This is a genomic window from Micromonospora halotolerans (assembly GCF_032108445.1).
Classification (GTDB): Bacteria; Actinomycetota; Actinomycetes; order Mycobacteriales; family Micromonosporaceae; genus Micromonospora; species Micromonospora halotolerans.
Genome location: NZ_CP134876.1, coordinates 5772413 through 5795680 on the forward strand (window position 1 = coordinate 5772413; position 23268 = coordinate 5795680).

Annotated in this window: 26 protein-coding genes; 17 read left to right on the forward strand and 9 right to left on the reverse strand. The window is 72.4% G+C overall.

The genetic code is table 11. The features are described 5' to 3' along the window. Positions 1-58 precede the first annotated feature (58 nt). The 5 genes from RMN56_RS27260 to RMN56_RS27280 all read right to left on the reverse strand — a co-directional run bounded on the left by RMN56_RS27260 (position 59) and on the right by RMN56_RS27280 (position 5411). Positions 59-1201, reverse strand: coding sequence for an acyl-CoA dehydrogenase family protein (locus tag RMN56_RS27260; protein WP_313720507.1), 1143 nt, complete (start codon positions 1199-1201; stop codon positions 59-61). Next, complete coding sequence (locus RMN56_RS27265; protein ID WP_313724872.1) at positions 1198-2313, reverse strand: M24 family metallopeptidase; 1116 nt, start codon at positions 2311-2313, stop codon at positions 1198-1200. Before RMN56_RS27265 ends, RMN56_RS27260 begins: the two co-directional genes overlap by 4 nt. A 43-nt stretch (positions 2314-2356) precedes the next feature. Continuing rightward, positions 2357-3442, reverse strand: a complete 1086-nt coding sequence (locus RMN56_RS27270; protein WP_313720508.1) for an FUSC family protein — start codon at positions 3440-3442, stop codon at positions 2357-2359. A gap of 98 nt (positions 3443-3540) precedes the next feature. Beyond that, positions 3541-4377 carry a siderophore-interacting protein gene (locus tag RMN56_RS27275; protein ID WP_313720509.1) on the reverse strand — a complete coding sequence of 279 codons (837 nt, stop codon included), beginning with the start codon at positions 4375-4377 and terminating at the stop codon, positions 3541-3543. Continuing rightward, positions 4374-5411: an ABC transporter substrate-binding protein gene (locus RMN56_RS27280; protein WP_313720510.1), complete on the reverse strand. Its 1038-nt coding sequence runs from the start codon at positions 5409-5411 to the stop codon at positions 4374-4376. The genes RMN56_RS27275 and RMN56_RS27280 overlap by 4 nt, the downstream gene beginning before the upstream one ends. Before the next feature lie 136 nt (positions 5412-5547). On the opposite strand from RMN56_RS27280, the gene RMN56_RS27285 reads away from it, so the two are divergent. The 17 genes from RMN56_RS27285 (at position 5548) to hypE (ending at position 18993) form a co-directional block, all read left to right on the forward strand. Further along, the gene (locus RMN56_RS27285) at positions 5548-6555 is read left to right on the forward strand and encodes a FecCD family ABC transporter permease (protein WP_313720511.1); all 1008 of its coding nucleotides are present in this window, start codon (positions 5548-5550) and stop codon (positions 6553-6555) included. After that, positions 6552-7577, forward strand: a complete 1026-nt coding sequence (locus RMN56_RS27290) for a FecCD family ABC transporter permease (RefSeq protein ID WP_313720512.1) — start codon at positions 6552-6554, stop codon at positions 7575-7577. Before RMN56_RS27285 ends, RMN56_RS27290 begins: the two co-directional genes overlap by 4 nt. A 26-nt stretch (positions 7578-7603) precedes the next feature. Beyond that, positions 7604-8446, forward strand: coding sequence for an ABC transporter ATP-binding protein (locus RMN56_RS27295; protein ID WP_313724873.1), 843 nt, complete (start codon positions 7604-7606; stop codon positions 8444-8446). A gap of 205 nt (positions 8447-8651) precedes the next feature. Beyond that, positions 8652-8870 carry a hypothetical protein gene (locus RMN56_RS27300; protein WP_313720513.1) on the forward strand — a complete coding sequence of 73 codons (219 nt, stop codon included), beginning with the start codon at positions 8652-8654 and terminating at the stop codon, positions 8868-8870. 186 nt (positions 8871-9056) lie between these two features. Beyond that, entirely contained in the window at positions 9057-10469 is a 1413-nt protein-coding gene (locus RMN56_RS27305) for a hypothetical protein (protein WP_313720515.1), read from the forward strand. After that, the gene (locus RMN56_RS27310) at positions 10466-11047 is read left to right on the forward strand and encodes a hydrogenase maturation protease (RefSeq protein ID WP_313720516.1); all 582 of its coding nucleotides are present in this window, start codon (positions 10466-10468) and stop codon (positions 11045-11047) included. Before RMN56_RS27305 ends, RMN56_RS27310 begins: the two co-directional genes overlap by 4 nt. Continuing rightward, on the forward strand, positions 11040-11396 hold the full coding sequence (locus RMN56_RS27315) for a hydrogenase maturation nickel metallochaperone HypA (protein WP_313720517.1): 357 nt from the start codon (positions 11040-11042) through the stop codon (positions 11394-11396). The genes RMN56_RS27310 and RMN56_RS27315 overlap by 8 nt, the downstream gene beginning before the upstream one ends. Continuing rightward, complete coding sequence (locus tag RMN56_RS27320; RefSeq protein ID WP_313720518.1) at positions 11396-11935, forward strand: hemerythrin domain-containing protein; 540 nt, start codon at positions 11396-11398, stop codon at positions 11933-11935. The genes RMN56_RS27315 and RMN56_RS27320 overlap by 1 nt, the downstream gene beginning before the upstream one ends. Then, the gene (locus RMN56_RS27325) at positions 11932-13056 is read left to right on the forward strand and encodes an NADH-quinone oxidoreductase subunit B family protein (protein ID WP_313720519.1); all 1125 of its coding nucleotides are present in this window, start codon (positions 11932-11934) and stop codon (positions 13054-13056) included. The genes RMN56_RS27320 and RMN56_RS27325 overlap by 4 nt, the downstream gene beginning before the upstream one ends. After that, on the forward strand, positions 13053-14849 hold the full coding sequence (locus tag RMN56_RS27330) for a nickel-dependent hydrogenase large subunit (protein ID WP_313720520.1): 1797 nt from the start codon (positions 13053-13055) through the stop codon (positions 14847-14849). The genes RMN56_RS27325 and RMN56_RS27330 overlap by 4 nt, the downstream gene beginning before the upstream one ends. Beyond that, positions 14842-15453 (forward strand): NifU-related iron-sulfur-binding protein, encoded by a 612-nt coding sequence (locus RMN56_RS27335; RefSeq protein ID WP_313720521.1) that lies wholly within the window; start codon positions 14842-14844, stop codon positions 15451-15453. The genes RMN56_RS27330 and RMN56_RS27335 overlap by 8 nt, the downstream gene beginning before the upstream one ends. Next, positions 15450-16061, forward strand: coding sequence for a DUF5947 family protein (locus RMN56_RS27340; RefSeq protein ID WP_313720522.1), 612 nt, complete (start codon positions 15450-15452; stop codon positions 16059-16061). Before RMN56_RS27335 ends, RMN56_RS27340 begins: the two co-directional genes overlap by 4 nt. 14 nt (positions 16062-16075) lie before the next feature. Next, positions 16076-16279 carry a hypothetical protein gene (locus tag RMN56_RS27345; RefSeq protein WP_313720523.1) on the forward strand — a complete coding sequence of 68 codons (204 nt, stop codon included), beginning with the start codon at positions 16076-16078 and terminating at the stop codon, positions 16277-16279. A gap of 32 nt (positions 16280-16311) precedes the next feature. Next, the gene (locus RMN56_RS32775; protein ID WP_376787238.1) at positions 16312-16413 is read left to right on the forward strand and encodes a DUF6893 family small protein; all 102 of its coding nucleotides are present in this window, start codon (positions 16312-16314) and stop codon (positions 16411-16413) included. Positions 16414-16434: 21 nt separating this feature from the next. Continuing rightward, a complete protein-coding gene (locus RMN56_RS27350; RefSeq protein WP_313720524.1) occupies positions 16435-16707 on the forward strand; it encodes a HypC/HybG/HupF family hydrogenase formation chaperone in 273 nt (90 codons plus the stop codon). Between the two features lie 10 nt (positions 16708-16717). Next, positions 16718-17845 (forward strand): hydrogenase formation protein HypD, encoded by a 1128-nt coding sequence (hypD, locus tag RMN56_RS27355; protein ID WP_313720525.1) that lies wholly within the window; start codon positions 16718-16720, stop codon positions 17843-17845. Beyond that, entirely contained in the window at positions 17842-18993 is a 1152-nt protein-coding gene (gene hypE / locus RMN56_RS27360) for a hydrogenase expression/formation protein HypE (RefSeq protein WP_313720526.1), read from the forward strand. Before hypD ends, hypE begins: the two co-directional genes overlap by 4 nt. A 13-nt stretch (positions 18994-19006) precedes the next feature. Here hypE and hypF read toward each other — a convergent pair whose 3' ends face one another. The 4 genes from hypF to RMN56_RS27380 form a co-directional block, all read right to left on the reverse strand. Further along, positions 19007-21286, reverse strand: a complete 2280-nt coding sequence (gene hypF, locus RMN56_RS27365; protein WP_313720527.1) for a carbamoyltransferase HypF — start codon at positions 21284-21286, stop codon at positions 19007-19009. Positions 21287-21295: 9 nt separating this feature from the next. Continuing rightward, a complete protein-coding gene (locus RMN56_RS27370) occupies positions 21296-21961 on the reverse strand; it encodes a D-sedoheptulose-7-phosphate isomerase (RefSeq protein WP_313720528.1) in 666 nt (221 codons plus the stop codon). A 235-nt stretch (positions 21962-22196) separates the two neighbouring features. Next, a complete protein-coding gene (locus RMN56_RS27375; RefSeq protein WP_313720530.1) occupies positions 22197-22811 on the reverse strand; it encodes a D-sedoheptulose-7-phosphate isomerase in 615 nt (204 codons plus the stop codon). A 10-nt stretch (positions 22812-22821) separates the two neighbouring features. Further along, complete coding sequence (locus tag RMN56_RS27380) at positions 22822-23199, reverse strand: helix-turn-helix transcriptional regulator (RefSeq protein ID WP_313720531.1); 378 nt, start codon at positions 23197-23199, stop codon at positions 22822-22824. Positions 23200-23268 lie beyond the last annotated feature (69 nt).

Below are 23268 nucleotides of genomic sequence, written 5' to 3' on the forward strand. Positions count from 1 at the left end.
GCCGCACCCGGCCCGCCGCCGTGACGCTGCGCGGGCCGGGCGTCGCGCACCGCGTCGATCAGCCCTTGGCGAGAGCCCGGGAGATGACCAGCCGCTGGATCTGGTTGGTGCCCTCGACGATCTGCAGCACCTTCGCCTCGCGCATGTACCGCTCGACCGGGTGGTCGGCGACGTAGCCGGCGCCGCCGAGCACCTGCACGGCGTCGGTGGTCACCCGCATGGCCATGTCGGTGGCGAACAGCTTCGCCTTCGCCGCCTCGATCGAGTACGGCCGGCCCGCGTCGCGCAGCCGGGCCGCGGCCAGGGTCAGGGCGCGGGCCGCGGAGATCTGGGTGGCGTGGTCGGCCAGGGCGAACCCGAGCCCCTGGAAGTCGATGATCGACCGGCCGAACTGCCGGCGCTCCCGGGCGTAGCCGATGGCGTAGTCCATGGCGGCCTGCGCCAGGCCGACCGCGCAGGCGGCGATGCCGAGCCGGCCCGAGTCCAGCGCCGACATGGCGATCATGAAGCCCGCCCCCTCGCCGCCGATGAGCCGCTCGGCCGGCACCCGGGCCTCGTCGAAGGCGATCTGGGCGACCGGGGAGGCGTGCAGGCCCATCGTGCGCTCGGCGGCCTGCGGGTGGATGCCGGGGGTGTTCCGGTCGGCCAGCAGGCAGGAGATGCCCTTCGGGCCGGGGCCGCCGGTGCGGCAGAAGATGTTGTAGAAGTCGGCGACCCGGGCGTGGGTGATCCACGCCTTGGTGCCGGAGACCACGTAGTCGTCGCCGTCGCGGACCGCCTTCGTGGTCAGCGCCGCGGCGTCGGAGCCACCCTGCGGCTCCGAGAGGCAGTACGCCCCCAGCAGCTCGCCGCCGATCATGTCGGGCAGCAGCTTGCGCTGCGCGTCCGTGCCGAACTGGGCGACCGGGTAGCAGGACAGGGTGTGCACGCTGACCGCCTCGGCGACCGCGAGCCAGCGGCTGGCCAGGATCTCCAGCACCTGGAGGTAGACCTCGTACGGCTGGGCGGCGCCGCCGTGCTCCTCGGCGTACGGCAGGCCGAGCAGGCCGGCCCGGCCCAGGGTGCGCAGCACGTCACGGGGGAACTCGGCGCGCTCCTCGAAGCCGGCGGCCCTGGGGGCGAGCTCCCGGTCGGCGAGTTCGGTGGCGAGGTCCAGCAGGTCGTGGGCCTCGTCGGTAGGGAGGATCCGGTCGACAGTCATAGCGCGATGAGCTCCGTGGGGGTGGTGTTGAGCCGCTGCCCGCCGTCCGTCGTGCAGACGACGATGTCCTCGATCCGGGCACCGTGCCGTCCGGCGAGGTAGATCCCGGGTTCGACCGAGAACGCCATGCCGGCCTCGAGGGGCCGGGGGTTGCCGGCCACGACGTACGGGTCCTCGTGGGTGTCGAGGCCGATGCCGTGGCCGGTGCGGTGCAGGAACGCGTCGCCGTGACCGGCGGCCGTGATGATGCCCCGGGCCACCGCGTCGAGGGCCTCGGCGGTCACCCCCGGGCGGACGGCCGCCACGGCGGCGCGCTGCGCCTCGTGCAGGACCGCGTAGTAGTCGACGAACTCGGCCGGGGCGGGACCGCCCGCGACGTAGGTGCGGGTGCAGTCGGACCGGTAGCCCGACGGCATGGTGCCGCCGATGTCGACCACCACCGGCTCGCCCGCCCGGATCGGCCGGTCGCCGGTCAGGTGGTGAGGGCTGGCGCCGTTCGGGCCGGCGGCCACGATGACGAAGTCGACGCGGACGTGACCGGCGGTCCGGATGGCGGCGGCGATGTCGGCGGCCACCTCGGCCTCGGTCCGGCCGGGGCGCAGCCACTCCCCCATCCGCCGGTGCACCGCGTCGATGGCGGCGCCCGCCTCGGCCAGGGCGGCCACCTCGGCCGGCGACTTGCGGATCCGCAGCTCGCGCAGCACCTCGGAGGCGAGCCGCTGGGCCGCGTCGGGCAGCGCGGCGCGCAGGGCGAGCACCTGCTCGGCCCACATCCGGTCGGCCAACCCGACGGCGGCGGCGGGGCCGGGCAGCGCGGACCGCACCAGCGGCCAGGGGTCGGTGCCGTCGGCGTGGTCGACGATCCGGTAGCCCGCGCCGGGCGCGGCCTCGGCGCCGGGGCGTTCCAGCACCGGCACGATCAGGGTGGGCTCGCCCTCGGCGGGGAGCACCAGGCAGGTGAGCCGCTCCCCCTCGTGGGCGTCGTAGCCGGTCAGGTAGCGCAGGTCGGAGCCGGGGGTGAGCAGCAGCGCGTCCAGGCCCGCGGCGGCGGTGGCGCGCTGTGCGGCGGCCAGCCGCTCGGCCGGGTACAGATCGTCGGTTCCCACCCCCAGAGCTTAACGGTCGTTTGGGCGGTGGCGGGAGCCCGGTCGCCGCTCAGACCCCGGCCATCCGATCCGCCTCGTGCTTGGTCAGCCCGGACGCCTGGAGCAGCTCGCCGACCACGATGCAGACCTGCGAGGCGACGATCGTCCCGGAGAAGCCGAGCCCCGCGGCCCGGGCCTGGCGAGCCTCCTCGCCGGCGCGCAACGCCTGGGATCGGGCGATCTCGGGGGTCCGGCCGGCCAGGAAGTCGCGGTGCAGCAGCCGCAGCGCCTGCCCGAAGGTCTCGACGGCGGCCGGCAGGTCGGCCGGGACCGGCTCCCGGGCCTCGAGCAGCGCCACCACCCGGCGGACCATGTTGCGGCTGTTGGTGAAGGCCAGCTCCAGGTGCGTGGCGGCGTGCTCGTAGCGGCGCAGCTGGGAGCGGCGCCCCCAGCGCCACGGGGACAGCGACGCCACCTCGGCGGCCGCCGCGACGATCTCGGTGGTCTGTCTTCGCTCCGCCTCGGCGGACTGCAGGCGCTGCAACGCGTCGTCGGCCCGTCCCGGGTCGCCGTCGGCGAGCGCCTCGGCGGTGACGGTCAACTGGTGGGCGAAGAGGTCGAGGCTGGCGCCGGCGGCGCGGTGCACCACCCGGACCGGATTCAGCGGCAGCAGGAGCAGCGCCACCACCACGGCCACCCCGCCGCCGACCAGCGCGTTGGCCGTCCGCGGCACCGCGAGGTCCGGCCCGCTGGGCTCGACGGTGCCCAGCAGGACGGCGGTGCTGCCGGCCTGCACCATCACCGCCCCGCTGCCGCGGAACACCACCGCCGCCGAGATGGCCAGCGCGACGACCAGCCCGGTCTGCACCGGCCCGTTCCCGATCACCTGGATGATCAGGTCGCCGACGAGCACCCCGAGGATCACCCCGCCGAGCAGTTCGGCGGTGCGGCGTACCCGGTTGCCGATCGCCGCGGCGATGGTGCCGACCGCGGCGGCCGGCGCGAACAGCGGCTGCGGGTTGTGCAGCAGGGTGTTCGCGACGTACCAGGACAACCCGGCCGCCAGTCCGGCCTGGAGGGCCACGATGAAGTACCGGCGCAGCCGCTCGTACGCCTCCTGCGCGTGCCGCCGGACCACGGCCACCACGGTGGTCACGGCGCGTCCCGGCGGTCCGGGCGCCACCGGCGGTACGGCCCGGACGCGGTCACGCTCACCTCTACCCCGGCGGCGCTCCGGTAGTCCCGGCTGGCCGCTCAGGCGCTCGCGGCCTCGGCCCGGAGGTCCTCCTCCGACGCGCCGCGCCGCCAGTAGCCGGCGAAGGTGACCCGGCGCCGGTCCAGGCCGCGCTCGCCGACCAGGTGCCGCCGGACCGCCCGGACCATGCCGGCCTCGCCGGCGATCCACGCGTACGGGGCGGCGCCGGGCAGCCGCGCACCGCGCAGCGCGTCGGCCAGCAGGCTGCCGCCCGGTGTGGTCGCGCCCCGGACCAGCCAGGTCACCTCGGCGCGGGCGGCGCTGGGCAGCGGCTGGATGTCGCCGGCCGCGGGGACCTCGACGAAGGCCCGGACCGGGGTGCCGGCGGGCAGCCAGTCGAGGATCCCGCCGACGGCCGGCAGGGCGGTCTCGTCGGCGACCAGCAGCACGGTGTCGGCGCCGGTGGGCGGCTGGAAGCGCACGGTGCGCTCGTCGGGCACGGCCGGGCCGAGCAGCAGCACCCGGTCGCCCGGGCGGGCCCGGCCGGCCCAGCGGGTGGCCGGTCCGGTGTCGCCGTGCCGGACGAAGTCGATGTCCAGCTCGCCGGCCTCGGGGCGCTGCGCGCGGATCGTGTAGGAGCGCATCACGGCGCGGACGGCCGGGTCCAGGCCGCGCCAGGCCGCGTACCAGTCCTCCCCCGCCTCGACCGGGACGACCGGGGTGTCCTGGCCCGGGTGCGGCAGGAAGACCGAGACGCTCTGGTCCCGGCCGCCGCCGGCGAACTCGCCGAGGTCGTCGCCGCCGAAGGTGACCCGGACCGGGCAGTCGCCCACCGCCCGGGTGGCGACCACCCGGGCGGCGTAGAACCGGTACCGCAGGGCGACGGCGGTGGTCACGCCGTGACCTTCTTCGCGCCCCGGATGGCGGTGGCCAGGTTCTCCAGCAGTGGGGCGGCGCCGGCGTACGAGAAGCGGGGCACCGCGTCCCACGGCGTGACCTGGTTGGCCTTGACGGCGGGCAGCTGCGCCCAGGTGGGCTTGCCGGCGAGGTCCTTCGGCTGCAGGGCGGTGGGGCGGTTGTCGAGCAGGATCAGGTCGGCCGGGAACTTGCCGGTGTTCTCCCAGCTCAGCGCCTCGAAGTAGTCGCCCTGTTCGAGCTTGGTCGGCACCACGATGTCGACGCCGAGTTCGGCGAAGTACATCAGGTCGGTGCTGACCCTGGGGTTGGAGACGTAGAACAGGTCCGGGCTGCCGGAGGCGGCCATCACCTTGATCCCCGGGTTCGCCTTGACCGCCTGGCGCACCGCGTCGGCGGCGGCCGTGAACCGGGCCTTCGCGTCGGTGACCTTCTTCGCGCCGAGGTCCGCGCCGAGGGAGCCGGCGAGTTCGGCGTACCGCTCGATCGGCTTGGTCATCGGCACGCGGGCGGTGGTGATGGCGACGCTCGGCGCCAGCGGGAGGATCTTCGCCTTGCTCTCGTCCGGGACGTACCAGAGCGCGCCCGGGTCGTACATGTGGGTGACCAGCAGGTCGGGGCGGAGCCCCGCGTACTTCTCCAGGTTGAACTCGCCCCAGGCGTTGCCGAGGATCTCGACCTGCTCGACGTTCAGGTCGCCGGCCTGCGGCTCCTTGCTGCCGTCGGCCTTCCTGGTCTCGCCGAACACACCGACGATCTGCTTGTCGAGTCCGAAGTCGACCAGGGCGGCGGCCACCCCGGTGAAGGCGACGATCCGGGACGGTCGGGCGGCGGCGTCGACCTTCTGCTGCCGGTCGTCGGTGAACGACCAGGGGCCGCCGGTCGGGCCGACGCTGGTGGCGGCGCCGCCGCCGTCCTTGCCGCAGCCGGCGAGAAGGGCGCCGAGGCCGGCGGCGCCGGCGGCGGCGAGGAGGCCACGGCGGGAGAGCCCGCGGCGGGACACGATGTCGGGCATGGCGAAGTCTTTCGATACGGGTCTGCGAACGACCATGGATAGCGAGGTTAGGCTAACCTAACCCACATTCCCGTCAAGGTTCTTCCTGCCCCCGGAGCCCACGCTGACCGTCATCACCCCACCCCGAAGCGGCACCGTGGCCGCCCCCGCGCCCGGGCGCCGCCGGCTCCGGGCCGGCGGGCTCGCCTTCGGCGTGCTGCTGCTCGCCGCGGTGGCCGTGCTCAGCCTCGCCCTCGGCGCCAAGCCGCTCTCCCTCGCCGACGTGTGGCACGGCCTCACCGACCCGGCCTCCCCCGAGTACGCCGTGGTGCGCCAGGGACGGTTGCCCCGCACGCTGCTCGGCCTCGCCGCCGGCGCGGCGCTCGGCGTCGCCGGCGCGGCCATGCAGACGCTGACCCGCAACCCGCTGGCCGACCCCGGCCTGCTCGGCATCAACGCAGGCGCGTCGGCCGCGGTGGCCACCGCCACCGTGCTGCTCGGCGTCGCCGACCTCGACCACCAGGTCTGGTACGCGCTGCTCGGCGCCGCCGCCGTCACCGTGGCCGTGCACACGATCGCCGGCGGCCGGCAGGCCACCCCGGCCCGGCTGGCCCTGGCCGGGGCGGCGCTCAACGCGGCCCTCTACTCCTACGTCAGCGCCGTCATGCTGGTCGACAGCACCTCGCTGGAGCGGATGCGCTTCTGGACCGTCGGCTCCCTCGCCGGGGCGCGCACCGACACCGTGCCGAGCCTGCTGCCCTTCGTCCTGGCCGGGCTGCTGGTCGCCCTGCTGGTGACCCGCCCGCTGGCCGCCCTGGCCCTCGGCGACGACTCCGCCCGGGCACTCGGCGCCCGACCCGGCCTGGTCCGGGGCGCGGTGATCGTCGCCGTCACGCTGCTCTGCGGTGCGGCCACCGCCGCCTGCGGGCCGATCGTCTTCGTCGGGTTGCTCGCCCCGCACGTCGTGCGCGCCCTCACCGGGCCCGACCCCCGCCGGCTGCTGCCCTGGTGCGCGGTGTTCGCGCCGGTGCTGCTGCTCGCCGCCGACGTGGCCGGCCGGCTGCTGGGCCGCCCCGGCGAACTCCAGGTGGGCCTGGTCACCGCCGTGCTCGGCGGGCCGCTCTTCCTGCACCTGGTCCGCCGCGGACGGGTGGGCCGGCTGTGATCGTGCTGCGCCTCCCCGGCGGGCTGTCGCTGCGCCTGCGCCCCCGCGCCCTCGTCGTCGGCCTGGCCGGCACGCTGCTCGCCCTCGCCCTCGCCGTGCTGGCCGTCGGCGCCGGCGACTACCCGATCGCCCCCGCCGACGTGCTGCGCGTGCTGGCCGGCGGCGGCAGCCCCGCCGACGGGTTCATCGTCACCGAGCTGCGGCTGCCCCGGCTCTCCACGGCCCTGGCGGCCGGCGCCGCCCTCGGGCTGGCCGGCGCGGTCTTCCAGTCCCTGACCCGCAACGCGCTGGGCAGCCCGGACGTGCTCGGGGTCACCTCCGGCGCGGCCACCGGCGCGCTGACCGTGGTGGTGGCCGGCGGCGGCAGCGCCGCGCTGGCCGGAGCCGCGGCCGCCGGCGGACTGGCCACCGGCCTGCTGCTCTACGCGCTGGCCGGCCGGCACGGCGTCGGCGGGCACCGGCTCGTGCTCGTGGGCATCGGCGTCACCGCCGTCCTCACCGGCGTCAACGGCTGGCTGCTCACCCGCGCCCCGCTCATGGACGCCGCCCGCGCCGCCCTGTGGATCACCGGCAGCCTGGACGGGCGGGGCTGGGCGAACGCGCTGCCGGTGCTCGGCGCGCTGGCGGTGCTGCTGCCCGCCGTGCTGCTCGCCCGCGCCCCCGCGCTGCGGCTGCTGGAGATGGGCGACGACTCCGCGGCCAGCCTCGGCGTGTCGGTACGCCGGGTCCGGACGGCCGCGCTCGGCTCGGCCGTGCTGCTGGTGTCGGTCGCCGCGGCGGCCGCCGGGCCGGTGTCGTTCCTGGCGCTGACCGCGCCGCACCTGGCCCGGCGGCTCACCCGCGCCCCCGGGCCGAACCTGCTGCCCTCGGCGGTCGTCGGCGCGGCCCTGCTGCTCGCCGCCGACCAGCTCGCCCAGCACGCGGTGGCCGGGCGGCAACTGCCCGTCGGCGTGGTCACCGGCGTGCTCGGCGGCGGCTACCTGGCCTGGCTGCTCGCCGGCGAACGCGGGGGCCGGCGATGACCGGCCCCGACGAGAAGGGAACCCTGATGCGGCCCGACACCCCCCGGCTGGTCGGCGAGGCGCTGACCCTCGGCTACGACCGGCGCACCGTCGCCGAGGACCTCACGGTCGCCGTCCCCGACGGGTCCTTCACCGTGATCATCGGCCCGAACGCGTGCGGCAAGTCGACGCTGCTGCGCGCCCTGGCCCGGCTGCTGCGCCCGGCCCGGGGCACGGTGCTGCTCGACGGCGCCGACATCCACCGCCGGCCGGCCCGCCAGGTGGCCCGTACCCTCGGGCTGCTCCCGCAGTCGGCGGTGGCCCCGGACGGGCTGACGGTGGCCGAGCTGGTGTCCCGCGGCCGTTACCCGCACCAGGGCCTGCTGCGGCAGTGGTCCCGCGAGGACGAACGGGTGGTCGACCGGGCGATGGCCGACACCGGCGTGGCGGACCTGGCCGACCGGCCGGTCGACGAGCTGTCCGGCGGGCAGCGGCAGCGGGTCTGGATCGCCATGGCGCTGGCCCAGCAGACGCCGCTGCTGCTGCTCGACGAGCCGACCACCTACCTGGACATCGCCCACCAGGTCGAGGTGCTGGACCTCTGCGCCCGGCTGCACGAGGAGCAGGGCCGCACCCTGGTGGCGGTGTTGCACGACCTGCACCAGGCCGCCCGGTACGCCACCCACCTGGTGGCCATGCGCGACGGGCGGGTGGTCGCCGCCGGGGACCCGCGACGGATCGTCACCACCGAGCTGGTCGAGGAGGTGTTCGGCCTGCCCTGCCGGATCATCGAGGACCCGGAGACCGGCACTCCACTGGTGCTGCCGGTGGTCCGCCGCTCTTGCGCCGACGGAAAGACCGCCCCCGCCGTCCCCGGAGGGCGGTGCTGATCGAGGACCCGCCCGGACCGACGCCCGACGTTGGTGCGGCCGATCGCCGGGTAAGCGAGCCGGGACCGCGAACCGCCACACCAGAAAGTGGCGAGACGGACGACAGCGGCCAGAGGGTGCGGCGACGCCGTCACCGGCACAATCGGCCGGCGACCCGGCGGACGCCGACCGGGTCCCCGTTCGTCCGCCGACCGAAGGAGGAACGATGGCCCGCGATCCCGCCCAGATGAAGACCGGTGAGCTGCGCAAGCAGGCGGAACGCGCCGGAATGCGCAACGTCGACCAGATGAACAAGGGTGAGATGATCCGGAAACTCGGTGGCTCGGCCAACGCCAACCAGGGCGGCGGCCAGCGGCAGAAGGACCCGCACCCGAAGGGGACCAACCCGAAGGACTACAAGAACGTGCCCGGCAACCAGACCTGACCACCAGCCGACGCCTGGTGCCCCGCCCGTCCCGGGTGGGGCACCAGGCGTCGGTTCACCCGGTCCGGTGAGTGCGTTCGTCACCTACCGGCGGCGCGCACTTACGGTCGCGCGACGGGACGGGGTAGACCGGGGTGATCGCTTGCCGGAGCGGTTTCCTGCGTGCCCTGAAGGGGGTCGACCACCGTGCGGACCGATCGCCCCAGCCCCCGTCTCGACGGCGCCGAGGCGGTCGCGGACGCCATCCTGTACGAGGGCTACCTGCTCTACCCCTATCGACGATCGTCGGGCAAGAACCGAGTCCGCTGGCAGTTCGGGGTCCTGGTGCCCCCTGCCTGGGCAGCGGCGCACGGCCTGGTCGACAGCGGCGTGGCGGGCTCGGCGGAATCGCCGTGGCAGCAGACCACGTGCCTGCTGGAGGCGTCGGACACCGCGTGCGTCCGGATCCGGTTGCGGTTCCTGCACCTGCAACGCAAGGTGGCCGAGAGGCGGGCGGCCGACGGCGGGTACCGGCCGGTCGACCGGATCGAGGTCGGCGGCCGCACGGAGCTCAGCTTCGACGAGGCGGTGCCGCGGGAGTTCGACATCGAGGCGTCGGTCGGCGACCTGCGGCACGGCCGCCACCTCGACGTCCGGGTGCCGGGCGGGGAGGACGTCGAGGCGCTGGTCGACGGCCGCGGCGAGCCGGTCGGGCGGGTGGTTCGCCGGCGATGGCCGTTGTCCGCCTCGGTCACCGCCACCGCCGTCCCGTGTGAGGCGCCGTTCCGCCTGCTGCGGCTAGAGATCCGGGTTGAGAACACGGACCGGACGACCGCGCCGGACAGCCCGCGGGACGAGGCGCTGCGCTGCTGCCTGCTCGCGGCCCACACGCTGGCCGCCGTCAGCCGGGGGCGCTTCCTGTCCCTGCTCGACCCGCCGGAGTGGGCGGCGCACGCCGCACGGGGGTGCCGCAACGTGCACACGTTTCCGGTCCTCGCCGGCGAGCCCGACACGGCCGACGTGCTGCTCTCGTCACCCATCATCCTCTACGACCACCCACGGATCGCGCCGGAAAGCCCCGGCGACCTGCACGACGCGACCGAGATCGACGAGATCCTCTCGCTGCGTACGCTCACACTGTCCGACGCCGAGAAACGGGAGGCCCGAGCCACCGACCCCCGTGCCGCCGCGATCCTCGACCGGGTCGACGCGATGCCGCCCGAGATGCTCGAACGGCTGCACGGGGCGATTCGGGCCTTGGAGCCCGTACGCCGGGGCGGCGACGCCGCCACCGATCCGGAACCGTCGTGGTGGGCGCCCGACACCGACGCGGGGGGCGCGCCGGACACCGAAACGGTCGTGGTCGGGAGCACCGTGCTGGCGCGGGGTAGCCGGGTCCGGTTACGGCCGCGGCGGCGCGGCACGGACGCGCACGACATGTTCCTGGAGGGCCGGACCGCCCGGGTGGAGCAGGTGCTGCTCGACGTGGACGGCACGCGGTTCCTGGCGGTGACGGTGGACGACGACCCGGGCGCGGAGTTGCACCAGTGGTACGGCCGGCTGCGCCACTTCCGGCCGGAAGAGGTGGAGCCGTTGTCCGGAGAGGTGGCAGCGCCGTGAGCGGCCCCGACGGCGGACGGATCCTGGTCGCCGGCATCGGCAACATCTTCCTCGGCGATGACGCGTTCGGTGTCGAGGTCGCCCGACGCCTCCGGGACGAGGTCCTCCCACCGGGGGTGGATGTGTCCGATTACGGCATCCGCGGAATGCATCTGGCCTACGATCTGCTGGACGGCCGCCACGACGTGCTGGTCCTGGTGGACGCGTTGCCGCTGGACGAGCCACCCGGGACGTTGGCCGTCATCCAGGTGGACCTCGACGACCCGGGCTGGACACTGCGCCCGGCCGACGTGCTGGAGGCGCCGGCCGCCGACGCCCACGGCATGGACCCGGAGTCGGTGCTGCGGCTGCTGCGCAGCCTGGGCGGCACGGTCGACCGGGTGTTGGTGGTGGGTTGCCAGCCCGCCGTCCTGGACGAGTGCATGGGGCTGTCAGCTCCGGTGGCGGCCGCGATCGACGAGGCGGTCCGGATGGTGGTCGGGGTCGCACAGGAGGAAGCCACGCAACTCCCCGCTGGTCAAGCGGCAGGAGAGCCCGCAGCGAGCGGCAGCCGAGAGGGGGTGGGCGCCGATGCATGAGACCGGCCTGTCCGAGGCGATCGTGGCGGCGGCGGTACGCCGGGCCGCCGGGCGGAGGGTCACCGGCCTGCGGGTGCGGATCGGCGGCCACGCCATCGACCCCGATGTCGTCACGCAGGGCATCCAGGTGGCCGCGGCCGGCACGGTCGTCGCGGACTCCGCGGTCGACCTGGTACTGGAGCCGATGACCGTGCAGTGCCACGAGTGCGGCGGGAGCGAACCGATTCGCGACCACCTGGCGATGGTGGCCTGTCCGCGGTGCGGTGGCGTCGATATCGAGGTCAGCGGCAACGACGACGTCGTACTGGAGTCCATCACGGTGGACAGCCGCACGTTGGGAGCGGTCTGATGGACGCCACCGAGTTGCTGCGGCACGACCACCGCGTGGTGGAACAGCTCTTTCGGGACTACCGGGCGGCGGAATCGGACGCGCAGCGCCGCGGCGTCGTGGAGGTCCTCGTCCGCGAGCTGTCGAAGCACGCCGCGCTCGAGGAGATTCTCTTCTATCCGTTCGCCGCAAAGGTGTTGGCGGACGGGCAGGTCGACAGGCACCTCGCCGGGCATCGGCCCGTCAAGGAGTTGCTCGTTGAACTGGACCGCTGCCGGACCGGCGATCGCGCGCAGGACCAGCTGATGCAGCGGCTGGCTTCCGCCGTCGCTCGGCATGTGCAGGACGACGAGAACGAGCTCATGCCGCTGTTGTGCGCCCGGGCCGACGAGCAGGCCCTCCGCGAGCTGGGCCAGGAGATCGACCAGGGCAAGCAGCGGGCCCCGACGCGCCCGCACCCGCACGCGCCGGACAAGCCCCCGGCGCTGGCCCTCGCGGCGCCGCTGGCGGCCATCTACGACCGGCTGCGGGATCGGATGCAAGGGAGGCCACGCACATGACTCAGAACATGCGCGACACCGGCGCGGTGATCCCGCAGGAGCACGGGTTCGACGAGGTCACCATCCTCTGGATCTCCGAGGGCATGAGTTGTGACGGAGATTCCGTCTCCATGACGGCCTCCGGTCAACCGGCGATCGAGGACATCGTTCTCGGGCTCATTCCCGGTCTGCCGAAGGTCAACCTGCACAACAAGGTGTTGTCGCCGGCGGCCGGCGGCGAGGAGTTCCTGGCGCCGTACCGCCGGGCAGCCCGCGGGGAGATGGCCGAGCCGTTCATCCTCGTCATCGAGGGGTCGGTCCCGAACGAGAACATCAACGGCGACGGGTACTGGACGTCGTTCGGCAATGACGAGAACACCGGTGAGCCGTTGACCCTCAACTGGTGGATCGACCAGTTGGCGCCCAAGGCCTGGGCGGTCGTCGCCGCCGGCACATGCGCGACGTACGGCGGTATCCATGCCATGGCCGGCAATCCGACGGGGTGCATGGGCCTGGCCGACTATCTCGGATGGGACTTCCGGTCCCAGGGCGGCTTGCCGATCGTCAATGTGCCCGGCTGCCCGATCCAGCCGGAGAACTTCATGGAGACGCTGACCTGGGTGCTCTACCACGCCGCCGGCTCGGCGCCGCCCCCGCCGCTGGACCACATGCTGCGGCCACAGTGGCTGTTCGGCAAGACCGTGCACGAGGGCTGCGACCGGGCCGCCTATTACGAGCAGGCCGACTTCGCCAAGGACTACAACTCGCCCAAGTGTCAGGTGAAGATCGGCTGCTGGGGGCCGGTCATCAACTGCAACGTCCCGAAGCGCGGCTGGATGGGCGGCGTGGGTGGCTGCCCCAACGTCGGTGGCATCTGCATCGGCTGCACCATGCCGGGGTTCCCCGACAAGTTCATGCCGTTCATGGACATGCCGCCCGGGGGCAGCCTGTCCACGCTGCTGATCAAGCCGTACGGCGCGATGATCCGCCGCCTGCGCGGCATCACCAACGGCACCGCCAACCGGGAACCGAAGTGGCACCACAACGGCCCCGAGCTCACCAGCGGCTACAACCCCCGGTGGCGCCCGTACGGTCCGGCGGATCCCCGTCGACAGGCGGCAATCGAGAGGAACAAACCGTGACCGCGACGAAGCCGAAGCCGGCCGGCCAGCAGCCCGGCGAGCTGGTGGAGATGGCGTGGGATCCGATCACCCGGATCATCGGCAACCTCGGCGTCTACACGAAGATCGACTTCGCGAACCGGGTGGTCGCGGAGTGCCACACCACGTCCTCGCTGTTCCGCGGCTACTCGGTGTTCATGAAGGGAAAGGATCCGCGCGACGCCGGCTTCATCACCAGCCGGATCTGCGGCATCTGCGGCGACAACCACACGACCTGCTCGGTCTACGCGCAGAACATGGCGTACGGCATCAAGACTCCGCCCCTGGCTGAGTGGATCATCAATCTTGGCGAGGCCGCCGAGTACATGTTCGACCACACCCTCTTCCAGGACAATCTCGTCTTCGTCGACTTCTGCGAGGCGATGGTCAAACAGACCAACCCGAGCGTGCTGGCCCGCGCCGAGAAGACCGCCGCCCCGGGCCGGGACATCCACGGCTACCGCACGATCGCCGACATCATGCGGGCCTACAACCCGTTCGAGGGCGAGGTCTACAAGGAGGCGCTGAAGGTCAGCCGGACGACCCGGGAGATGTTCTGCCTCATGGAGGGCCGGCACGTGCACCCGTCGACGGTCTATCCCGGTGGCGTCGGCACCATGCCCCAGCCGTCGCTGTTCACCGACTACCTGAGCCGGTTGATCAGCATCCTGGACTTCGTCAAGAAGGCCGTCGCCATGAACGACGACATCTTCGATTTCTGGTACGAGGCGCTACCCGGCTACGAGGAGGTCGGCCGCCGGCGGGTCCTGCTCGGTTGCTGGGGCGCGTTCCAGAACCCCGACGTCGTCGATTACCGGTACGAGACCATGACGAACTGGGGGCGGGCGATGCACGTCACGCCAGGAATCGTCGTCGACGGCAAGCTGCTCACCACCGACCTGGTCGACATCAACCTCGGCATCCGGATCCTGCTCGGCAGCTCGTACTACAAGGACTGGGTCGGCGAGGAGGATCCCTTCGTCAGCCACGACCCCCTCGGCAACCCGGTCGACATCCGCCATCCCTGGAACCAGACCACCCTCCCCGATCCCGGCAAGCGCGACTTCGGGGACAAGTACAGCTGGGTGATGAGCCCCCGTTGGTTCGACAAGAGCACCGGAGATCACCTCGCGCTGGACACCGGCGGCGGCTGCTTCGCCCGGCTGTACACCACCGCGCTGGCCAAGATGGTCGACACCCCATACGTCAAGTCGACCGGAACGAGTGTGCTGATCACGCTGCCGAAGAGCCAGCGGCTGCCCGAAACGACGTTGGAGTGGAAGATCCCGCGCTGGTCGAACGCGCTGGAGCGGGACCGGTCGCGGGCCTACTTCATCGCGTACGCCGCGGCCATGTCGCTGTACTTCCTTGAGCAGGCGATGGAGCGGGTGCGCGGCGGCGACATGCGGGTGTTCGCCGAGTTCGACGTGCCGGACGAGGCCATCGGTTGCGGCTTCCACGAGGCCGTCCGGGGCACCCTGTCGCACCACCTCGTGATCCGGGACCGCAAGATCGCCAACTACCACCCGTATCCGCCGACGCCGTGGAACGGCAGTCCCCGCGACAGCTACGGCACGCCCGGTCCGTACGAGGACGCCATCCAGAACATGCCCATCTTCGAGGAGAACGGCCCGGACAAATTCAAGGGCGTGGACATCATGCGCGCGGTGCGCAGCTTCGACCCCTGCCTGCCGTGCGGGGTGCACATGTACGTCGGCGGTGGTCGTACCCTCAAGAAGATCCACTCTCCGATGTTCGGCGCGTCCCATGGGTGAGCAGCCGGACCTCCCGCGTCTCGCCGACGCGGCCGTCGAGCCGCGGCTGGCCCGCCTGGACGCTGTGCTCGGCCAGCTCGAGCAGACCCCCGGCCGCACCGCCGAGCTGGCGCTGGAAGCGGTCGAGATCCTGACCGACGTGTACGGCGAGGCGCTGGCCCGGGTCACCGATCTCGCCGCCGACAGCGCCGGCGCGCTCGACCGGCTCACCGACGACGAGCTGCTGCGGCACCTGCTGCTGTTGCACCGCATCCACCCGGATCCGCTGGAAGGGCGTGTGGCCCGCGCGATCGACGATCTCCGGCCGCAGCTGCGCGCGCAGGGGGCCGAGATCGCGTTGGTCGGTGTCCAGGACGAGGTGGCGCGGATCAGCCTGTCGGCGAGTTCGTGCGGCGGTGGCGCAGCGGCGCTGGGTGACCTGGTGCGGGAACAGGTGTTGACGTTCGCGCCGGAGCTGTCCGCGGTCGAGGTGGCGGCACCCGCGCCGGCTCCAGCGCTGATTCCGGTCGCCGCCCTATGGCAGCGGCCGGACCGGACCGAGAGGGCACCGGCGAGTGAAGTGGGGCGAGCCGCAGGACCGCTCGCGTTGGGTGGCACAGCGTGACGACGGGTGCCCTGCAGCGGGTGATCCGGCGCGCGAGGCAGCGCGTGACCGTCGAACGCTGCGGCATGTGCGCCGGGCCGGTCGGTCCGGAGCACCGGCACGTGTGGGACGAGCAGGACGGGGAGCTGATGTGCGCCTGCACGCCGTGTTCCCTGCTCTTCGAACGCGAGTCGGCCGGCGGCGGCCGGTACCAGCTCGTCCCCACCCGCGGCAGACGGTTGCCGGACCTGTCCGCCGACGAACTCGGCGTGCCGGTCGGTCTGGTGTTCTTCGTCAAGCAGCGCGACGGCCGGGTGCTCGGGCACTATCCGAGCCCGCTCGGCACGACGGAGTCGGAGGTCGATGCCGGCGCCTGGCGGGCCGTGGAGGCGCGATCACCTGAGCTGGCCGAGCTGGTGCCGCGGGTCGAGGCTTTCCTGGCATGGACGGGCAACCGGCGCGACGGCGGCCAGCAGTGGGTGTTGCCGGTCGACGACTGTTTCCGGCTCGTCGCGCTCATCCGCCGCCACTGGACGGGCATGTCGGGGGGAAGCGCCGTGTGGCGGGAGATTTCCCGGTTCTTCGACGAACTCGGTCGACGACATGGTCGGCCGTCAGGCCACGACTGACAAAGGAGGCAGGCATGGGCGAGATCCGGGTGGGCGATCCCGACGTCGAACTCGACGCGCCGGCGCACACCAAGGGTGTGGAGGAGGGGAACTCGCGGCGGAGGAAGCAGTCAGGTCATCACGAGGACGGGACGGTGGACGCCCGTCGCTCCACCGGCATCCGACCCAAGAAGCACGACCCGATCCTGCCGATCATGCCGAACCTGCCGCCGGGCTGAGCCGGCCCACGTAGACCCGAAGGAGATGAGCTGTGCGGAAGCTGTTGGTGCTGCTGGCCGGCGCGGCCGTCGTCGGGATGTTCTGGAAGGAACTTCCCGCGCTGCGACGCTATATCAAGATCGAAAAAATGTGACCGGAGAGGACGAGTAGGTCGATGTGTCTTGGGATCCCAGGCGAGATCGTCGAGATCAAGGCCGGCCACGACGACCTGGCCATCGTCGACGTCGTGGGCGTTCGGCGGGCGATCAACATCGGCCTGCTCGGTCCGGACCAGATCGGTATCGGTGACTGGGTGCTCGTCCATGTCGGCTTCGCCATGTCGAAGATCGACGAGGCCGAGGCGGCCGCGACGTTGGCCATGTTGAACGGTCTCGGCCAGCCGTACACCGACGAGCTGCAGGCGCTCGCCGAATCCGACATCAGTTAGGAAAGACCAGATGCGTTTCGTCGACGAGTACCGCGACGCGGACAAGGCCCAGGCGTTGGCCACCGAGATCGCCGCGTTGTGCGAGCCCGGACGGCAGTACAAGTTCATGGAGGTCTGCGGCGGCCACACGCACACCATCTACAAGCACGGGATCGAGGACTACCTGCCGGAGAGCGTCGCGCTGGTGCACGGGCCGGGCTGCCCGGTCTGCGTCATCCCGATGGGCCGGGTGGACGACGCCATCGCCATCGCCAATGAGCCGGGCGTCATCATGACGGCGTTCGGCGACATGATGCGCGTCCCGGGTGGCAGCGGGTCGTTCCTGGATGCCAAGGCGGCCGGTGCGGACATCCGGATGGTGTACTCGCCGCTGGACGCTCTGAAGATCGCGCGGACCAACCCGGACCGCAAGGTGGTCTTCATGGCGATCGGGTTCGAGACCACCTCGCCGTCGACCGCCATGACCGTGTTGCGGGCGGCCGCCGAGGGCATCGACAACTTCTCGGTCTTCTGCAACCACGTCACGATCCTTCCGGCGATCAAGGCGATCCTCGACTCACCGGACCTGCGCCTCGACGGTTTCCTCGGGCCGGGGCACGTCTCCACCGTGATCGGCTGCCGGCCGTACGAGTTCATCGCCCGTGACTACGGCAAGCCGCTGGTGTGCGCGGGGTTCGAACCGCTGGACCTGCTGCAGTCGGTCTACCTGCTGCTCAAGCAGCTCGCCGACGGGCGCTGCGAGGTGGAGAACCAGTACACCCGGGTGGTGCCCTGGGACGGCAATCTGCGGGCGCTGGAGGCGATCGGCCGGGTCATGCAGTTGCGCCCGTACTTCGAGTGGCGCGGCCTCGGTTTCATCTCGCACTCGGCGCTGCGGATGCGGGAGGAGTACGCGGCGTACGACGCTGAGCGGCTGTTCGACGTGCCCGGGGTGCGGGTAGCGGACCCGAAGGCCTGCCAGTGCGGCGAGGTGCTCAAGGGAGTGCTCAAGCCCTGGGAGTGCAAGGTTTTCGGCACCGCGTGCACGCCCGAGACGCCCATCGGCACGTGCATGGTGTCCTCGGAGGGCGCCTGCGCGGCCTACTACAACTTCGGCCGCTTCACCCGACAGCGGCTCGCGGAGGCGACACGCGTATGACGACGGAACGTACCGCCGGATGGTCCGAGCGCGCGGTGGCCGAGGCCGGGGCGGCGGCCGAACGCGAGTCGGGGCGACTGTCGCCGGAGCAGCAGGTGCTGCAGCGCATCGAACGGGCCCGCCGGCGCTCGCCGAAGATCAGGGAGAGCCGGATCACCCTCGCGCACGGCGCGGGCGGGAAGGCGACGCACAGCCTGATCGAGGGGCTCTTCGTCGAGGCGTTCCGCAACCCGACGCTGGAGGAGCTCGACGACGGTGCGGTGCTCACCGTGGGCAGCAGCCGGCTGGCCTTCACTACCGACTCGTACGTGGTGTCGCCGCTGTTCTTTCCGGGCGGGGACATCGGCGATCTCGCCGTCAACGGCACCGTCAACGACCTGGCGGTCAGCGGGGCCCGTCCGCAGTACCTGTCGGCCGGGTTCATCCTGGAGGAGGGCTTCCCCGTCGCCGACCTGCGCCGGATCGCCACCTCGATGGCCGCCGCGGCGGAGCGCGCCGGAGTGCAGGTGGTCACCGGCGACACGAAGGTGGTGCAGCGGGGCAAGGCCGACGGCTGCTACATCAACACGGCGGGGGTCGGCGTGCTGGAGCGGCCGGTGAGCCTGGGCAGCCGACACATCCGCCCCGGTGACGCGATCGTCGTCTCCGGGCCGATCGGCGACCACGGTGTCACGATCATGCTCGCCCGGGGCGAGCTGGACATCGCCGCCGACCTCGCCTCGGACACCGCGGCCCTGCACGGGCTGGTGGACACCCTGCTGGACGCGGCTCCCGGGGTACGGCTGCTGCGCGACGCCACCCGGGGCGGGGTGGCGACGATCCTCAACGAGGTGGCGCAGGCGACCCAGCTCGCCGTCGTGGTCGACGAGGCCTCGGTACCCGTACGTCCCGCCGTGACCGGCGCCTGCGAACTGCTCGGCATCGACCCGCTCTACGTGGCCTGCGAAGGACGCCTTGTGGCCGTCGTGGACGGCGCGCAGGCGGAGGAAGCCCTGGCGGCGCTGCGCGGCCACCCGCTCGGCGACGGTGCGGCGGTCATCGGCCGCGTCGCGGCCGACCCGCCCGGGATGGTGCTGCTCAGGACGGCGTTCGGCGGTACACGGGTGGTCGACATGCTGGTCGGGGATCCACTCCCCCGCATCTGCTGACGCTGGTTCCCGGTCAGTCCGCGGGGACGCCCCGGGCCGCGGCCACCACGGCCTGGCCGAGGGAGATCCCGCCGTCGTTGGGCGGCACCCGCGAGTGCACGAGCACCCGGAAGCCGTCCTGCTCCAGCCCGCACACCACCCGGTCGAGCAGCAGCACGTTCTGGAAGACCCCGCCGGAGAGCGCGACCGTGGTCAGGCCCCTGCTTTCCCGGACGGCGCCGGCCGCCCGTACCACGGCATCCGCCAAACCGTGATGGAACCGCGCGGCGATCAGGCCGGGATCCACCTTGGCGCGCAGGTCGTCGACCACGCAGCGAACCAGCTCGCGCCCGACGTCCTGGAGCGGGACCGGACCGGTCGCCTCGACCCGGTAGCCGCCCCGCTCGTCGGGATCGGCCCGCTGCTCCAGAGCGATCGCGGCCTGCCCCTCGTACGTGACCCGGTCGTGCAGGCCGAGGATCGCCGAGACGGCGTCGAACAACCGGCCTGCGCTGGACGTACGCGGCGAGTTCGTTCCGGTCCGCGCCAGCCCCACCACCGCGGACCAGTGCCGCCCGTGCCGCCGCACCACCGCCAGATCGGGCACCGCGTCGCCGTAGACCTCGTCGAGGTAGGCCGCCGCCATCCGCCACGGCTCGTGTACCGCCGCGACCCCGCCCGGCATCGGCACCGCGCCCAGGTGGCCGATCCGCTCGAACCCGGTCAGGTCGGCGGCGAGCAGCTCGCCTCCCCAGAAGGTGCCGTCCGGACCGTATCCGAGACCGTCGAAGGCGACGCCGATCACCGGGCCGGGGTCGCCGTTGTCGGCCAGGCAGGACGCGATGTGGGCGTGGTGGTGCTGGACGCCGAGCAACTCGACGTCCTCGCGCTCCAGCGCGTACTTGCTGGACAGGTATTCGGGATGCAGGTCGTGGGCCACGACCTCCGGTCGGACGTCGAAGAGCCGGGTGAAGTGCTCTATCCCGTCGGTGAACGCCCGCAACGTCTCGAAGTTTTCCAGGTCGCCGATGTGGTGCGACACGAACGCACGTCGGCCCTTCGCCAGGCAGAACGTGTTCTTCAACTCCGCGCCGCACGCGAGTACCGGGCGGTCAAACCGCCACGGGAGGGTGACTGGCGCGGGCACGTATCCACGGGAGCGCCGTACCGGCAGCTCACGGCCCCGGAACACGCGGACCACCGAGTCGTCGGTCCGGACGTGGATCCGCCGCTCGTGCGTCAGGAATCCGTCGGCGATCCGCGCCAGTCGCCGGCGGGCGTCGTCGTCGCGGTGGGCAATCGGTTCATCCGATACATTGCCGCTGGTCAGCACGATCGGCATGCCGAGTCGACCGACCAGCAGATGGTGCAACGGGGTGTACGGCAGCATCACGCCCAGGTCGCGGTTGCCCGGTGCCACCGACGCGGCGACCGGGGCGTCGGCGCGGCGGGGCAGCAGCACCACGGGACGGCGTGCGCCGGTGAGCACCCGTTCGGCTGCCGGCGCCACGTGAACCAGGGTGCGCGCCGCCGGCAGGTCGCCGGCCATCAGGGCGAAGGGTTTCTCCTCGCGGTGCTTGCGGGCGCGCAGCGTCGAGACGGCCCGGTCGTGGTCGGCCCGGGTAGCCAGGTGGTAGCCGCCGAGGCCCTTGACCGCGACGATCCGGCCGTCGCGCAGCCACCGTACGGCGGCGCCCAGGGGATCGTCGGGAAGCGGGTCGCCGTCGGCGTCGAGGAGCCGGAGGGCCGGACCGCACGCGGGGCAGCACACCGGCTCAGCGTGGAAGCGGCGGTCTCCAGGGTCTGCGTACTCGTCGGCACAGGCGGCGCACATCGGAAACTCCGCCATCGTGGTGGTGCACCGGTCGTACGGCACGTCCTCGACGATGGTGAACCGCGGCCCGCAGTTGGTGCAGTTCGTGAACGGGTAGCCGTGGCGCCGGTCCGTCGGATCGGCCAGCTCCGCCAGGCAGTCGGGGCAGGTGGCGGTGTCCGGGGAGATCAACGCGTCCCGACCCCTGCCGGTGACGCTGGTGACGATGGCGAAGCCGGGCTGACCGGTCGGCGGCACCGCGTCGGTGGTGAGCCGTTCGACCTGGGCGAGTGTCGGTGCCCGCCGGCTGAGGTCGGCTACGAAGGCGGTCAGCCGGTCTCCGTCCCCTTCGACCTCGACGAAGACGCCCGCGCTGTCGTTGCCGACGAACCCGGCCAGCTCGTACTCGGTGGCCAGCGCATGCACGAACGGCCGGAACCCGACCCCCTGCACGATGCCCTCGACCCGGACGTGCATCCGCCGCGCGCTTGTCAGATCCACGGCAACCGGTCAGAGTGAGTCGGCCAACGCCTGCTGGGTGAGTTCCCAGAGCACGTGGTAGACCGTCGTCTGCGCCTCCTGGACCCGGTGCACCGATGCCGACGGCACCACGAAGAGGTGGTCGACGGCCTCGGATTCCGCCATCCGGCCGCCGTCGTATCCGGCGATCCCGATGGTCATCATGCCGCGCCGGGCCGCCTCCTCGAACGCACGCAGGACGTTGTTCGATCCTCCGCTCGTGGACAGCCCCACCACGACGTCCCCGGTCCGGCCGAACGCCGCCAACTGCCGGGCGAAGACCACCTCGAATCCGACGTCGTTGGAGAGCGCCGTGATCAGCGCGACGTCGTGGGTGAGCGAGATGGCCGGCAACGGGCGGGCGTCCGCCGGCGGGTGAAGGAACAACTGCGCGATGTCCTGGGCGTCCGTGCTGCTTCCGCCGTTGCCGAAGGTGTACAGCGTGCCGCCGGCCTGAAAGGCCGCAGCGCATTGGCGGGCGCAGTCGAGCAACCGCTGCCCGTGCCGGGCGACCAGGGACTCGCGGAGGGCGACGATCTCCGCCGCCTTCTCCGCGGTGGACCTCGCCACCGCGGCGAGCACCGCGTCCAGGTCGGTGGGCTTGGTGTCGAGGAACGGATAGAGCGCCCCGATGGCGCCCTCGACCTGGGCGCTCATGAGTGCTTCTCCACGACCGCGATGGCCTCCTTGGCGTGTACCAGTACGACGTCGCCAGGTCCCGAGTCGACCAGGGCCACGCTGACCTCCTCCGGTCCGGCGTCCGTGTCCACCACCGCCAGTCCTTCGGTCGTCAATTCGCGTACCCGGACGGCGACCGCCATGTCGGAACACGTGATGCACACGTCGTCGTGGCACTCGGGTGGGGTCGACGTTGCCGGCACCGGCTGCGAGGTCACCGGACCGCCTCCGGCTTCAGCAGGCCGGGCTGTTCGAAGAACACGTGCACCAACTCCCACAGAATGTGATAGATCGTCACGTGCACCTCCTTCACGATGCACGGGTCGTCGGTACGGGCGACGACGACATGGTCGGCGACCGCGTCCCGAGCGATGTCGCCGCCGTCGGCGCCGAGGAGCCCGACCGTGAGCAGACCGAGGTCGCGGGCCACCGTCAGCCCGTGCCGGACATTGGCGCACCGGCCGTCGACGGACAGTCCGAGCGCGATGTCCTCCGGCGCGGCGAGCAGGCGCAGCTGAGCAGCGAACACCTCGTCAAAGCCCTCCGCCCGGGCGATCCCGGTGAGGCTCGCGGCGTCGTTCGTCAGCGAAATGGCCGGCAGCGCCCGCTTGCCGACGATGACCGGGTGGACGAACTCCACCACGACGTGCTGGGCATCTGTTGCCGGGCCCCCGTTGCCGAAGACGATCAACTTGCCGCCGCGATGGAAGCGTACGGCCATCTCGTGACAGGCCCGTGCGATCCGCGCCGCGTCGCCGGCGAGCGCCTCGGCGGGTGCCACTCGGCGGGCGAAGGCGCGGTGAACTGTCGGCATCACGGGTGACTGCATGATTCTCCGTTCAGCGTCCGGACCGGGCGTACCGGTCGGCCGGGCCGACCCGCGTCCCAGCGAAGGCACCTGCCGTGCGTCGCAGGCAGGCGCCGATGACCTGGTCGAGCTGGGCCAGTCGGACCGTCCACGACCGGAGGGCCTGGCGCCCCTCGGCGGTGAGCTCGTAGCGCCGGCGTGCCGGCCCCGCCCCGGCGGTCTCCCACACGGAGATCAGCGAGCGATCGCGTTCCAGGCCGCGCAGCACCCGGTAGACCTGGCCGGGCTCCACATCGGGCATCCCCATCGCGCTGAGCCGGTCGATCAGGTCGTAGCCGTGGCCGGGCCGCTCGAGGATCAGGAGAAGGAGAAACGGAGGTAGCAGGCCGCGCAGCTCACGTCCGTACATGCCACTCCCTCCCGGTGCAGGGCACCGCTCTCTCCTGAAGCTAAACACGCTTTCTCCCGTAAAGAGGAC